Genomic DNA, 14015 nt, shown 5'->3' with positions numbered 1-14015 from the left:
TTGTTTCTAAACAGACACACACTAAAGCCAAACCTCCTTTTCCAGAAACAAAAAAAATGGCGCCCCATGGGGCGCCATCCTTTTTGACCGAAGCGTCGTGTTACTTGCGCTTCATCGACAGGAAGAACTCGTCGTTGGTCTTGGTGGTTTTCAGCTTGTCGATCAGGAACTCGATGGCCGCAACTTCGTCCATCGGGTGCAGCAGCTTGCGCAGGATCCACATGCGCTGCAGTTCGTCATCGGCGGTCAGCAACTCTTCGCGGCGCGTGCCGGAACGGTTGATGTTGATGGCCGGGAACACCCGCTTCTCGGCGATACGACGGTCCAAAGGCAGTTCCATGTTGCCGGTACCTTTAAACTCTTCGTAGATCACTTCATCCATCTTCGAACCGGTTTCAACCAGTGCGGTGGCGATGATGGTCAGCGAGCCGCCTTCTTCGATGTTCCGCGCAGCGCCGAAGAAACGTTTCGGTTTCTCCAGGGCGTGGGCATCGACACCACCGGTGAGCACCTTGCCGGAGCTTGGGATCACGGTGTTGTAGGCACGGGCCAGACGGGTGATGGAGTCGAGCAGGATCACCACGTCTTTCTTGTGTTCGACCAGGCGCTTGGCCTTCTCGATCACCATTTCGGCAACCTGCACGTGGCGGGTTGGCGGCTCATCGAACGTCGAGGCAACCACTTCGCCGCGCACGGTGCGCTGCATTTCGGTTACTTCTTCCGGACGCTCATCGATCAGCAACACGATCAGGTGAACTTCAGGGTTATTACGGGCGATGTTCGCTGCGATGTTCTGCAGCATGATGGTCTTGCCGGCTTTCGGCGGGGCCACGATCAGGCCGCGCTGGCCTTTGCCGATCGGGGCACACAGGTCGATGACACGACCGGTCAAGTCTTCGGTGGAACCGTTGCCGGCTTCCATCTTCATGCGCACGGTCGGGAACAGCGGCGTCAGGTTCTCGAAGAGAATCTTGTTTTTCGCGTTCTCGGGACGATCGTAGTTGATCGTGTCGACCTTGAGCAGGGCGAAATAACGCTCGCCTTCCTTTGGAGGGCGGATCTTGCCAACGATGGTGTCACCGGTGCGCAAGTTGAAGCGACGGATCTGGCTCGGCGAGACGTAGATATCGTCTGGGCCGGCGAGATAGGAAGCGTCTGCAGAGCGGAGGAAGCCGAAGCCGTCCTGGAGAATCTCCAGCACGCCATCACCGGAGATTTCCTCGCCGCTTTTCGCGTGCTTTTTCAGCAGGGAGAAAATCACGTCCTGCTTGCGCGAACGGGCCATATTTTCTATGCCCATCTGTTCGGCCAATTCGAGCAGTTCGGTAATCGGCTTTTGCTTGAGTTCAGTCAGATTCATATAGGAATGACGTAATCATTTATGGAGGGGGGGAAATTAAGCTTTTGGCTTAATGAGGCCGCGCCGCAGAGAAGGCGACAGGATCGCGTACTAATCGAAAAGGAGAGCGTCGGCGACGGCTTGCAGGGGGCAGTGGAGAAACCAGTGCGGGGCCGAATGTACCACCTGAGTTTCAGAGCGTCTAGCCCTGTTTCACGAAAAAGCCCCGCAAATTGCGGGGCTTTTTGAGGACGCTTAGATATTGGCGTCGAGGAAAGCTTGCAGCTGGGACTTCGACAGCGCGCCGACCTTGGTGGCCTCGACGTTGCCGTTCTTGAACAGCATCAGGGTCGGGATACCACGCACGCCGTGCTTGGCCGGAGTTTCCTGGTTGTCATCGATGTTCAGCTTGGCAATGGTCAACTTGCCTTCGTAAGTGGTGGCAATGTCGTCCAGGACCGGAGCGATCATTTTGCAAGGACCGCACCACTCAGCCCAGTAGTCAACCAGCACCGGGCCCTGGGCCTTCAGTACTTCGGCCTCGAAGGTCGCGTCGGTGACGTGCTTGATAAGATCGTTGCTCATGGATGTCTCCGGGTTGTAAGCAAAAAAAACGTTGCCCATCATAGCCGCCCTTCCCGCGTTCAGGAAGCTGCAGCTGATTGACTCTTCCTATGATGACGCATGAGTTTGGGTATAGCCCAACTCATGGAGTTACGGGAGTGATGAAGGCAATCCCTGTACGCAACGCCGCGTTACGCACATGTTCCTGCATGCTTTTCTGCGCCGCCCCGCTGGCGCGTCGGGCCAGGGCACGGAGGACCTTGCGGTGCTCCTGCCAGGTCTCCATGGCCCGCTCCGGCCGGATGAACGGTAGTTTCTGGCTCTCCAGGAACACCTCGGCACTGGCGCTGAGGATGCTCACCATCGCCTGATTGCCGCTGGCCAGCAGGATGCGCCGGTGGAATTCGAAGTCCAGCCGGGCGGCTGCCTCGAAATCACCGGCCTTCAGCTCCTTGCGCATCGCCTCGACGTTATCTTCCAGGATGTCCAACTCCCCGGTGGTCAGCGTCACCGCCGCCAGCCCCGCCGCAAAACCTTCCAGGGCGTAGCGCAGTTGAAAGATATCCAGCGGCGTCGCCTGCGCCGTAAACGGCCAGGCCAACCCCGGCAGCTCTTCGACTGCTTGCACGAACACGCCTTTGCCCGGCTGCACACTTACCACGCCCAAGGCACTGAGTGACGACAAGGCTTCACGCAAAGAGGCCCGGCTCACGCCCAATTGCAGCGCCAGGTCGCGCTGGGAGGGCAACGCATCACCCGGCCCGAAGCCCTCGTCAGCGATCAATTTGCGGATGGCCTGTAGCGCCACTTCCGGTACGGCTTGGGCGATGGAATTCATAAGAAACTCAGGTTTCCAGTCAACTGAGCGGCTAGTTGTAAAGCTATTCGCAGCGCCCGGCAAGCCACGCCCCAAAGGGGCTCGCGCGGTTTTGACGGCGCTCGAAAAGGGTGCAGAAAACCCAGTAACTGTTCAGACCAGTAAGACCGCCAAGACTCAACAGCCACCGGCTCTGGCGCGAAATACGGCGGTGCTGGCATGGGCTGTGCACTGGCAAAAACCGGAAAAACCTTTCGTCCTTTTCGGAGAGTCGCCATGACCAAGCGTTGCAGCGCCCTGCTCACTGCCCTGTTTGCCAGCCTGATGCTGAGCCAGGCGCCCGCCCAGGCCAACGGTCTGGACGATATCGTCGCCCGTGGCACCCTCAAGGTGGCCGTGCCCCAGGATTTCCCGCCGTTCGGCTCGGTCGGCCCGGACATGAAGCCCCGCGGCCTGGACATCGACACCGCAAAGCTTTTGGCCGACCAGCTCAAGGTCAAGCTTGAACTGACCCCGGTCAACAGCACCAACCGCATCCCGTTCCTCACCACCGGCAAGGTCGACCTGGTGATTTCCAGCCTGGGCAAGAACGCCGAGCGCGAGAAGGTCATCGACTTCTCCAAGGCCTACGCGCCCTTCTACCTCGCCGTATTCGGCCCTCCCGATGCGCCGATCAGCACCGTTGACGACCTCAAGGGCAAAACCATCAGCGTGACCCGTGGCGCCATCGAAGACATCGAGCTGACCGCCGTGGCGCCTAAAGAGGCGACGATCAAGCGCTTTGAAGACAACAACTCGACCATCGCCGCCTACCTCGCCGGCCAGGTGGACCTGATCGCCAGCGGCAATGTGGTGATGGTGGCCATCAGCGAACGCAACCCCAAGCGCGTGCCGGCACTGAAAGTGAAGCTCAAGGACTCGCCGGTGTACGTGGGCGTGAACAAGAACGAGCCGGCGCTGCTGGACAAGGTGAACCAGATCCTGGTCGCGGCCAAGGCCGACGGCAGCCTGGAAAAGAATGCATTGCAGTGGCTCAAAGAGCCGCTGCCGGTTGATCTCTGAGCGCGGTAACGAGGGTTAGCCTATGGCCTATCAATTCGACTTTGTGCCGGTCCTGGCCAATACCGATCTGCTGCTGCGCGGCGCGCTGTTCACACTTGAACTGACCGCCATCGGTGCAGTACTGGGCGTGGCGCTGGGAATCGTCGGCGCCGTGGTGCGGGCGTGGAAGATCCAGCCGTTCAGTTGGATCTTCGGCGTGTACGTCGAGTTGATCCGCAACACGCCGTTCCTGGTGCAGTTGTTTTTCATCTTCTTCGGCCTGCCGTCCCTCGGCCTGAAAATTACCGAATGGCAGGCGGCAGTGCTGGCGATGGTGATCAACCTGGGGGCGTACTCCACCGAGATCATCCGCGCCGGGATCCAGGCGATCCCCCGCGGGCAACTGGAAGCGGCGGCCGCGCTGGCCATGACACGTTTCGAGGCGTTCCGCCATGTGGTGTTGCTGCCCGCGCTGGGCAAGGTCTGGCCGGCCCTGAGCAGCCAGATCATCATCGTGATGCTCGGCTCGGCGGTCTGCTCGCAGATCGCCACCGAGGAACTGAGCTTTGCCGCCAATTTTATCCAGTCGCGCAACTTCCGCGCCTTTGAAACCTATGCGCTGACGACCCTGGTCTACCTGTGCATGGCGCTGATGATCCGCCAATTGCTGAACTGGATCGGCCGGCGCTATGTCATGAGGAACGCCCGATGAGTGATTTTTCGTTCTGGGACATCGTGCGCAACCTGCTCACCGGTTTGCAGTGGACCTTGCTGCTGTCGCTGGTAGCGTTCATCGGCGGCGGCGTGATCGGTTTGCTGGTGATGACTATGCGCATCAGCACCAAGGCGTTCCCGCGCAATGTCGCCCGCACCTATATCGAACTGTTCCAGGGCACGCCGCTGTTGATGCAACTGTTCCTGGTGTTCTTCGGCATCGCCTTGCTCGGCGTGGACATTTCGCCCTGGCTGGCGGCGGCGATTGCCTTGACCCTGTTCACCAGCGCCTACCTGGCCGAAATCTGGCGTGGCTGCGTCGACTCCATCGCCCACGGCCAATGGGAGGCGTCCGCGAGCCTGGCCCTGAACCCGCTGGAGCAATTGCGCTACGTGATCCTGCCCCAGGCCCTGCGCATTGCCGTGGCGCCAACCGTGGGTTTCTCGGTGCAAGTGGTCAAGGGCACCGCCGTGACCTCGATCATCGGCTTCACCGAGCTGACCAAGACCGGCGGCATGCTCGCCAACGCTACCTTCGAACCCTTCATGGTCTATGGCCTGGTGGCGCTGGGTTACTTCCTGCTCTGCTACCCCTTGTCCCTCAGTGCGCGCTACCTGGAAAGGAGACTGCATGCCTCTGCTTAGAATTTCCGCCCTGCATAAGTATTACGGCGATCACCACGTACTCAAGGGCATCGACCTGAGTGTCGAAGAAGGCCAGGTGGTGGCGATCATCGGTCGCAGCGGCTCGGGCAAATCCACCCTGCTGCGCACCCTCAATGGCCTGGAGTCGATCAACGACGGCGTGATCGAGGTCGACGGCGAATACCTCGACGCCGCCCGCGCCGACCTGCGCACCCTGCGGCAGAAAGTCGGCATGGTGTTCCAGCAGTTCAACCTGTTCCCACACCTGACGGTGGGCGAAAACGTCATGCTTGCGCCGCAAGTGGTGCAGAAAGTGCCGAAAGCCAAGGCCGCACAATTGGCGCGACAAATGCTCGAGCGCGTTGGGCTGGGGGAGAAGTTCGACGCGTTCCCCGATCGTTTGTCCGGCGGCCAGCAGCAGCGGGTAGCAATCGCCCGGGCTCTGGCGATGTCGCCCAAAGTGCTGCTGTGCGATGAAATCACCTCGGCCCTGGACCCGGAGCTGGTCAACGAAGTGCTCAGCGTAGTGCGCCAACTGGCCAAGGATGGCATGACACTGATCATGGTCACCCATGAGATGCGTTTTGCCCGGGAAGTGGGTGACAAGCTGGTGTTCATGCACCAGGGCAAGGTGCATGAAGTGGGCGACCCGAAAATCCTGTTTGCCAATCCGCAGACCGCCGAGCTGGCCAACTTCATTGGTTCGGTGGAGCGCACGGACTGAGGCATCAAGCCCCGGGCGCCCACTCAAAACCGCCCTGCCCCTCAAATGTCGTTTCATCCCTGACGGCCAGCAAAGCCGCAGGCAGGAAGGTCTCGACGTTGACCAGGGCGGTGAAGCGGCGCCCATGCACCGGCATACCCGCTACGTGTGCAACAAGCCTATGGCCCGGCAGCAATCGTCCGGTCGCCGGCTCTTCAGACAGGTGCGGCATTACCAGCTCAACGGATTTTCCATCGACTTGAGCGGACTGCAGGCTCAGGGTGAAATGCCCCTGGCGCCCAAACCGAAAGCCCTCCAGGCCTGCGGGTACGCCCGTAAAGCGCAGCGCCATGGATACCGGCACCTCACAGGCCATGCTCAGGCGAAGCGTGCGCTTGCCCAGCGCGATCTGTGGGTCGCCCCGCTCGGCCTGGCGAACCAGACCGTAATCAACCCGGGGCTGGCTCAAGGACACCTGGCAGTTATTTGCCCGCGCCTCATTGGCCAACACCACGACAAACAGCAGCAGGTAAAGGATAAGCCCATGACGCAGGCGTCCACCGTCAAAAGGCCCCACCGGCTCAGAGGGTACGGCAGAGCGCCGAACCTGTTTCATAGAATTTGTCGTCATTGGATTCTGGCTCAAGGTTCAGTTGCAACAAGCAGGTGCTTGAATCTGGCAAGGAGATGTTCAGCGCTCGCGACTCATCCAGGCTGTTAAGGAAGACCATGCCCTCGCCCACGACGCTGGTCAGGAAAGCATTGTTGCTGTCGAAAACCGAGGCTCCCTGGGGCAAGGGTTGGCCCCGCGCGTCACGGACCTCAAGCAATACACGGCGCACTTTCACTACTTCGAAATCGATCGTGTTGAAAGAACCGCGTCCGGCCGCAAGGACCTTGGTGCCGTTTTTCAGATCGATGCGCTTGGGCAGGGATTGGGTTTGCACCTCGACATTGCTGCTGCGGTAGGCAGGCAGGCTGGCGATCACCGCCTGCCCGCGGTAGTCAGTCCAGACCGGCCCCTGCGGCGTCGAAACCTTGGCTGCCCCGACATTACCCACCGAGACAATTCCAAAGGTGTCCTGGACGGCATAGGGCGAGAACGTCATGCCTCTGTCGTGGGCCACCACGCCGCCCTGCAATTGGCCGGTATACCCGGTGCTCAATGAATCATGTCGCACACCCAACCCTATCTGGGTGTAACGCGGCATGGCATTCACGCGGGCGTGAACAGCCTGTGTACGGCTCGCCTGCTCACGCGCAACCCCCACTTCATAGTTCACATAGTCGTTGACCCGATCGCTGAAGGCGGTCCCAAGATCGAACCTGTCGCCCCGCCGACTGGCATACGAGGTGACGCGGCGATCCCCACCGAACGGCACGGTGACCTGCAACCGAAGCGAAAGCCCCTTATCCGACACATCGCTGCGCTCGTCTCGAACGGTGTTCTTGACCTTGCGCGGTCGAGAGCCGCCCACCCGGGAATCCGCAATCAAAGCCACCTGGGTGCCATTGAACTGCTGGTTCCATGAGGCAAAGACGTGTTCGGCGGAGCGATCATCAAATTGCGAGCTGCGGGAATAACTGACGGAAAAGCCTCCCAGGGACGGGTCGACCCAACTCAAACCTACCGTGTATTGGTCCTTGAAGCGGGCATCCCGCTGGTCACGCCGCGTCGACTGCCCCACTTCCAGTACTTCGCGATAATCCCGCGTCTGGGTAGTGGCACTCGACGTCATTTCAATGCCGGCGAACAGCGGACTTCCCACGGTGACTGAGCTGCGAGCCCCGGTAACTTCGTCCCGGCCATCGCGAGACAGGTTCTGGCGCACGCCAACCGAAAGGTGCTGGAAAAAAACACTGCTCCACACGCCACCCGCCGCCTGGTATTCGTCGGTACTCAACAGGCCGAATCCCAGTGACGAGTTGCGCCCCAATCCCCAGGTCCCACTGCCCATCGCCACGACCGGAGGCTCCCCGGCACCCGGATTTGCCCCGCGCACCTTGCCCAGGGAGAAGTAATAACCGGGCTCTATCGGTACCGCCCCCGCAAAGGACGCGGCAGGGACGGTGAACCCATGCCTGCCACCGCGAGTGCCAATGACACTGACCTCAAGATCGCTGGTGCCATTGAGTATGGGTAATCCGGTCAACGTGAACGGGCCTTCCGGTACCAGTGTGGTATGGATCAACACCCCGGCCTGGCGCATCTCGACCCGGGATGGGCTCTGGGCCAAACCTTCGACCACCACGCTGCTGCCACCCGGACTGCGCGATTGGCCATCCGGCGAGAGCTGGAAACCCGACAGCTGTAACCCACCGAACACCGGGTTGTTGCTGGAAATCTGCCCGACCTGGAAGGTCGACTTCAGGGGCGCGAAATCGCGCTGGGCGTAGGCATTCACATGCTCGCTGCTGCGCTTGCCGTTATCGGAGACGAAGAATTGGCGGCTTCGGACGATCCAGTTGCCGATATTGAATCCCGCCTCGGTGTAGGCCGAAACCGAGCGGGAAGAGCCGCTGTTGAAGCGCTCTTCGAACCCCTGCACATCGTAATTGAACAAGGCTGCCGTGCCGCCCTGGGAGAAACTGCCGACATCCCATTCGGCCTCGCGCATTGACTGAGTAGGCACCACCAGCGATACCTCATCGCTGCCGGGGCGCAACTTGACGATGGTCGCGGGGTAAGCACCGAGAAAGTCATGACACGCCTGATCGGGCGCAATGCCCGGCCGAATAATCGCGGCTGGCAACCGCAACCCGGCCTTGTCCAGCAGGACCGGGGTAAAACACAACTGCCCCTGGTAATCGAAGCGTGCCTCCACCAGGCCCAATGAGGTGCCGTTGACCTGCAGCCCCACCACGTGCACGCCCTCGCGGAATCGCGCAGCACTGCGAAAATAATGGGCAACCTTCGGGTCGATCCCGTTCGCCGACAAGACCGCCAGATCAAAACCCGATCCGAGCTCCAGCGCGTAGGCGGGAAGGCTCCACAGCGTTGCCAGGCCGATACAAGTCCGGGAAACCGAGGTTCGAATGGGTCGTACAGAGAGGCTCCAATCGTTTGCATGGGTAGCATTTCTCATAGACCGCTCAACCCGCCTCGACAACAACGGAGGCTTCGTAGGCGGTTGCCGAATACCCGTAGACCGTCGCCGGTTGAATCTCGACACCGCTGACCTGGGCCATCGCCTCTTCGATGCGGGTTGATAACACTTCGCCAGGCAGGATATAGGTGCGCGGCAATATCGCCGGGTGCCTCGACGGCAGCAGGTGCACCTCCAGCCCCATCCGGACCACGTAGGCACTGTCGTTATGAACCGTCAGCCGATTTCCCCGCAGCTTCCACTTCAGCAACTTCCATGGCTCCTGATGCCGCGGCAAGCCCTGGGGATGCAGGATCAGCGGTAAGTCCTGTCGAATGGTCACTCCAATGGTCGAGCGCCCTTCGGCGCGCGCCTGCGGAATACCTTCAAAGGTGACGCGCTTCAATCGCTGAGTCTTGAGCGGCTGCTTCAAGGTACTGATAAACCGCACAAGTTGTGTTTCGCCCGGTTCGACACGGGCGATAGGAGGCGTAACGATCAAGAGTGTCTCCGGATCTTCCGGGACGTTTTGAATGACTGTGTGAAGTAAAGCAGGGCCAGCGTCCGTATTTTTTACGTTGATCGTCGCTTCACCGTTCTCTTCATAAAGAATAACAACGGATGTTTCCGGCTCCATTCCATCCGCTCTTACACTGCCAGAAACCAAAAAATAAAGATTCGCACACCAGAACAGAGCATTAACTGTATTTAAAAGACGACTCATCGAACTCTACCCGCAACCAGATAACGCACCGTTGACAATCACGAAATACCTATACGCATATAAAGAGCCAGCACGAAGCCACGGTGCGCGACCGCCTGCTAAATGCTGGCCATGTTTATAGAGTTAGATTCGAGTTACTACCAAAGTAGCAGCTCCATTCAATTGAATATCCCTGCTGAGATCCAGTGCATCGCCGCGATTGATCACAGCCTTGACTACGAGAGTGCCGGTAACGGAAGAGACCGCGGCTGGAGTTGTGTTGTTATTACGGCTCCAGGAGTGCTGGTAAGGAGATTTTTCGACCTTGCCGTCACTGGTGCTCCAGGCACCGCCGGAGCTTGTCCTTCTAAGCGGGTACAGCGTAGCGCCGACAGTGGTCAAGGTGGCGAGCCTGATCGAATAGCCACCGGTATTCCTGGTTCCGACCGCGCCAAGACCAAAGTTGTGGTTGTCGGTGAAGCCGGTTCCCAGGATCCCCCTTACGACACTGTTTGTTTGTGAGTCAGTAACGGACAGTGCCATCTGGGCAGCCGCCGCACCACAGTTGACGTTTAACGGCAGCGACTTTTCCGGCAGAGGATAGAAAGAGGTCAGCGGAATGCTCGACGCATTGATCGTACCGTAATCAACGGTGCCGCCTGTGGCGCCGAGGTTTACCGTGCATGCAGCTGGTTTAATGGTTCCGGTGACTCTCAGGTTCCCGGCACCACTTGTATTTGCTTGAGTACCCATGCTTACCGCCAGGCCAACGACAACTATTGCCAAACCAAATGTTCTGTTCATGTTCATCCTGTCACTGAAGTTCTCAGGTGCATGTGGTTCGCCGGGCTATTCCATGCCCAACTGCTATCAACCTTGATAGGCAAACTACAAATAGTTAACACCACGGCCTAATTGCCGAGTGACAGTCTCTCTCGTAAACACCCGAAGAAAGAATGAGACGACGCCTGAACTAGTGTCAGAGCGGTAAAAAAACAATGTCCCCTTAGATCATCCTTGCAGTAGTCCTGACTTAATTATCGACTGGAACAAATAACCCAGCCATGTAGGCATATTCAGGAAGCCTATTAAAGCTGGAGATTTCCGTTACTCCACTTGCCCTACGGAACAATCGCCAGGCGCATCAAGAATCGCCCTACATATCCTGCAGATTTTCCTCCAAGACACCGATGAGCGAATTCCGGAAGCACTACGCGTTGGCGTCAGCGGTTGATCGTGGCACGATGGCGAGGTTATCGACCGAGACCCCTTAACCATGCCGCAATCCCAAGCCAAGAATCTGTCCCTGATCGCCGCCATCGACCTGGGCTCCAACAGCTTTCACATGGTCGTGGCCAAGGCCCAGAACGGCGAAATCCGCATCCTTGAGCGGCTCGGCGAGAAAGTGCAGCTGGCTGCCGGGATCGACGACGAGCGTCAGCTCAATGAAGAATCCATGCAGCGCGGGCTCGATTGCCTGAAGCGCTTTGCCCAACTGATCAACGGCATGCCCCCGGGCGCCGTGCGGATCGTCGGCACCAACGCCCTGCGCGAAGCCCGCAACCGGGGCGAGTTCATCCGCCGCGCCGAGGAGATCCTCGGGCACCCGGTAGAGGTCATCTCCGGCCGCGAGGAAGCACGCCTGATCTACCTCGGCGTGTCCCACACCCTGGCCGACACTCCGGGCAAGCGCCTGGTGGCCGACATCGGCGGTGGCAGTACCGAATTCATTATTGGCCAGCGCTTCGAGCCGCTGCTGCGCGAAAGCCTGCAAATGGGCTGCGTCAGCTACACCCAGCGCTATTTCAAGGACGGCAAGATCACCCCGGCCCGCTACGCCCAGGCTTATACGGCGGCGCGGCTGGAGATCATGAGCATCGAGCACGCCCTGCACCGCCTGACCTGGGATGAGGCCATCGGTTCGTCCGGCACCATCCGCGCCATCGGCCTGGCCCTCAAGGCCGGCGGCCATGGCACTGGCGAGGTCAACGCCGAAGGCCTGGCCTGGCTCAAGCGCAAGCTGTTCAAGCTGGGGGATGCCGAGAAGATCGACTTCGAAGGCATCAAGCCTGATCGCCGCACCATTTTCCCGGCGGGCCTGGCGATTCTCGAAGCGATTTTCGACGCCCTTGAACTGCAACGCATGGACCACTGCGATGGCGCCCTGCGTGAAGGGGTGCTCTACGACCTGCTGGGCCGTCATCATCATGAAGACGTCCGTGAGCGCACCCTCAGCTCGTTGATGGAGCGTTACCACGTCGACCTGGAACAGGCGGCGCGGGTTGAACGCAAGGCGCTGCATGCTTTCGACCAGGTCGCAGCGGACTGGGACCTGGAAGACGGCGTGTGGCGTGAACTGCTGGGCTGGGCGGCCAAGGTCCATGAAGTGGGGCTGGACATCGCCCACTACCATTACCACAAGCACGGCGCCTACCTGATCGAGCACTCGGACCTGGCGGGTTTCTCCCGTGAAGACCAGCAGATGCTCGCGCTGCTGGTACGCGGCCACCGCCGCAACATCCCGCGGGACAAGTTTGCCGAGTTCGGTGCCGAGGGCATCAAGCTGATTCGCCTGTGCGCGCTGCTGCGGTTTGCGATCCTGTTCCACCACATCCGTGGTACCCAGGAAATGCCGCAAGTGGTCCTGCGGGCCAATGCCGACAGCCTGGACGTGGTATTCCCGAAGAACTGGCTGGATGAAAACCAGCTGACCCAGGCGGATTTCGCCCAGGAAGCCGAGTGGCTGACGCGGGTTGGGTTCACGCTGAACGTGCGCTGATATGAGTGAGTGACGCGGAGCGTCACAGGATGTATTCCCACGCAGAGCGTGGGAACAATCCAACTGTGCGAGMCTGCGAAGATCMACTGTAGGAGCTGTCGAGCTTTRGCGAGGCTGCGATGGCGGACTGGCAGGCGACATCTTTATTGCCTGACAGGRCCTCTTCGCAGCCTCGCTRAAGCTCGACAGCTCYCACACTGGATTCGTGTTGCCCTTCAGATATTGATCGTTCCCACGCTCTGCGTGGGAACGCCGTCTCGGACGCTCTGCGTCCAGCTGACGATGCAAGGTTCAAGTCCTGCGCAATGGTGACGCGGAGCGTCACAGGATGTATTCCCACGCAGAGCGTGGGAACGATCAACTGTGCAAGCCTGCGAAGATCAACTGTGGGAGCTGTGTTGCCCATCAGATATTTTTAGGCCGATCCAGCTTGCGCGTCATGGTGTACACCGCCACTCCGGCCGCCAGGATGCCCGAGGCCGCGCCGACCGCCAACGCCCAGCGCGGGCCAAGATGGTCGGCCACCCAGCCCACAATCGGTGCGCCAATCGGTGTGCCGCCCAGGGCCACGCCCACCCGCAGGGCGATTACCCGGCCGCGCATGGAAGGTTCGGTGGTGAGTTGCATCAGGCTGTTGGTGGTGTTGCTGAAGGTCAGGGCGCCCACGCCGATGATCACCAGCGCCCCGGCGAACAACCAATAGTTCGGGGCAATCGCCGCCAGCGTGCAGCCCACCCCGAATACCAGCGCGCCGATCAACAACGCCTTGAAGTGTGGCCGCTCGCGACCGGCTGCGAGCAGCGCCCCGGCAACGGTGCCGATGGCCAGGGTCGACGTCAGCAGGCCATAGCCGCGGGCATCGGCGTGGAACACGGTGACGGCCATGGTCGAGATGAAGATCGGAAAATTCATGCCGAAGGTGCCGATCAAGAACAGCATGATCAGGATCGCCATCAGGTCCGGCCGCGCCCACACATAACGCAGGCCTTCAGTCAGGCTGCCCTTGGTGCGCAGCGCCCGCAGGCTGGTGTGCAGGCCGGAAACCCGCAGCAGAAACAGCGAGGCCAGCACCGCGAAAAAACTCGCGCCATTGAGCAGGAACGCCCAGCCGGTGCCCACCGATGCGATGGTCACGCCGGCCACCGCCGGGCCAATCATGCGCGCCATGTTGAACGAGGTGGAATTGAGCGCGATGGCATTGGACAGGTCCGCTTCGCCCACCAGCTCCGCCACGAATATCTGCCGCACCGGTGCATCGAAGGCCGAGGCGCAGCCAGACAAAAACGCGAACACATACACGTGCCACAGCTGCACGATGCCGGTCAGGGTAAACACCCCCAGCATCAGCGCCAGCACGCCCATCACGCCCTGGGTGACCATCAGCAGCTTGCGCTTGTCGTAGTGATCGGCGGCGAAGCCGGTCCAGGGCAGCAACAGCAATTGCGGCCCGAACTGCAACGCCATGACGATGCCGACGGCCGACGCGTTATGCGGCGTGAGCTGGGTCAGCACCAGCCAGTCCTGGGCCGTGCGTTGCATCCAGGTGCCGATATTCGACACCAGGGCGCCGGCGGCCCAAATGCGGTAGTTGACGCTGCGCAGCGAGCGGAAAATGCCCATCGAA

Annotated in this window: 13 protein-coding genes; 5 read left to right on the top strand and 8 right to left on the bottom strand. The window is 60.2% G+C overall.

From position 1 onward, the window contains the following. Nucleotides 1-100 precede the first annotated feature (100 nt). From rho to A462_RS03860, 3 genes are all read right to left on the bottom strand, one after another. Complete coding sequence (gene rho / locus A462_RS03850; protein ID WP_008438874.1) at nucleotides 101-1360, bottom strand: transcription termination factor Rho; 1260 nt, start codon at nucleotides 1358-1360, stop codon at nucleotides 101-103. 234 nt (nucleotides 1361-1594) lie between these two features. Beyond that, a complete protein-coding gene (gene trxA, locus A462_RS03855; RefSeq protein ID WP_003213989.1) occupies nucleotides 1595-1924 on the bottom strand; it encodes a thioredoxin TrxA in 330 nt (109 codons plus the stop codon). 121 nt (nucleotides 1925-2045) lie between these two features. Beyond that, nucleotides 2046-2741, bottom strand: coding sequence for a FadR/GntR family transcriptional regulator (locus A462_RS03860; RefSeq protein ID WP_008438871.1), 696 nt, complete (start codon nucleotides 2739-2741; stop codon nucleotides 2046-2048). Between the two features lie 255 nt (nucleotides 2742-2996). Here A462_RS03860 and A462_RS03865 point away from each other — a divergent pair, with 255 nt between their 5' ends. Genes A462_RS03865 through A462_RS03880 form a run of 4 tightly spaced genes read left to right on the top strand, consistent with a single transcriptional unit; the run spans nucleotide 2997 to nucleotide 5844 of the window. Then, complete coding sequence (locus A462_RS03865; RefSeq protein WP_008438870.1) at nucleotides 2997-3782, top strand: transporter substrate-binding domain-containing protein; 786 nt, start codon at nucleotides 2997-2999, stop codon at nucleotides 3780-3782. Between the two features lie 22 nt (nucleotides 3783-3804). Further along, complete coding sequence (locus A462_RS03870) at nucleotides 3805-4473, top strand: amino acid ABC transporter permease (RefSeq protein ID WP_003213995.1); 669 nt, start codon at nucleotides 3805-3807, stop codon at nucleotides 4471-4473. Then, on the top strand, nucleotides 4470-5120 hold the full coding sequence (locus A462_RS03875) for an amino acid ABC transporter permease (RefSeq protein WP_003213996.1): 651 nt from the start codon (nucleotides 4470-4472) through the stop codon (nucleotides 5118-5120). The genes A462_RS03870 and A462_RS03875 overlap by 4 nt, the downstream gene beginning before the upstream one ends. Continuing rightward, entirely contained in the window at nucleotides 5107-5844 is a 738-nt protein-coding gene (locus A462_RS03880) for an amino acid ABC transporter ATP-binding protein (protein WP_003213999.1), read from the top strand. Before A462_RS03875 ends, A462_RS03880 begins: the two co-directional genes overlap by 14 nt. A gap of 4 nt (nucleotides 5845-5848) precedes the next feature. On the opposite strand, the gene A462_RS03885 is transcribed toward A462_RS03880, so the two are convergent. The 4 genes from A462_RS03885 to A462_RS03900 all read right to left on the bottom strand — a co-directional run bounded on the left by A462_RS03885 (nucleotide 5849) and on the right by A462_RS03900 (nucleotide 10416). Continuing rightward, nucleotides 5849-6439 (bottom strand): hypothetical protein, encoded by a 591-nt coding sequence (locus tag A462_RS03885; RefSeq protein WP_008438869.1) that lies wholly within the window; start codon nucleotides 6437-6439, stop codon nucleotides 5849-5851. Beyond that, nucleotides 6405-8909 carry a fimbria/pilus outer membrane usher protein gene (locus A462_RS03890; RefSeq protein ID WP_274517802.1) on the bottom strand — a complete coding sequence of 835 codons (2505 nt, stop codon included), beginning with the start codon at nucleotides 8907-8909 and terminating at the stop codon, nucleotides 6405-6407. Before A462_RS03890 ends, A462_RS03885 begins: the two co-directional genes overlap by 35 nt. Before the next feature lie 7 nt (nucleotides 8910-8916). Further along, entirely contained in the window at nucleotides 8917-9633 is a 717-nt protein-coding gene (locus tag A462_RS03895; RefSeq protein WP_178902701.1) for a fimbria/pilus chaperone family protein, read from the bottom strand. Nucleotides 9634-9756: 123 nt separating this feature from the next. Continuing rightward, the gene (locus A462_RS03900) at nucleotides 9757-10416 is read right to left on the bottom strand and encodes a DUF1120 domain-containing protein (RefSeq protein ID WP_008438866.1); all 660 of its coding nucleotides are present in this window, start codon (nucleotides 10414-10416) and stop codon (nucleotides 9757-9759) included. A 472-nt stretch (nucleotides 10417-10888) separates the two neighbouring features. Here A462_RS03900 and ppx point away from each other — a divergent pair, with 472 nt between their 5' ends. Then, nucleotides 10889-12391 (top strand): exopolyphosphatase, encoded by a 1503-nt coding sequence (gene ppx, locus A462_RS03905; protein ID WP_003214007.1) that lies wholly within the window; start codon nucleotides 10889-10891, stop codon nucleotides 12389-12391. Nucleotides 12392-12796: 405 nt separating this feature from the next. Here ppx and A462_RS03910 read toward each other — a convergent pair whose 3' ends face one another. Next, nucleotides 12797-14011, bottom strand: a complete 1215-nt coding sequence (locus tag A462_RS03910) for an MFS transporter (RefSeq protein ID WP_008438863.1) — start codon at nucleotides 14009-14011, stop codon at nucleotides 12797-12799. Between the last annotated feature and the right edge of the window lie 4 nt (nucleotides 14012-14015).

This window comes from Pseudomonas sp. Ag1 (genome assembly GCF_000278565.1).
Taxonomy (GTDB): domain Bacteria; phylum Pseudomonadota; class Gammaproteobacteria; order Pseudomonadales; family Pseudomonadaceae; genus Aquipseudomonas.
Note: the sequence above shows the minus strand (reverse complement) of the source record. Positions and strands in the feature narration are given on the sequence as shown.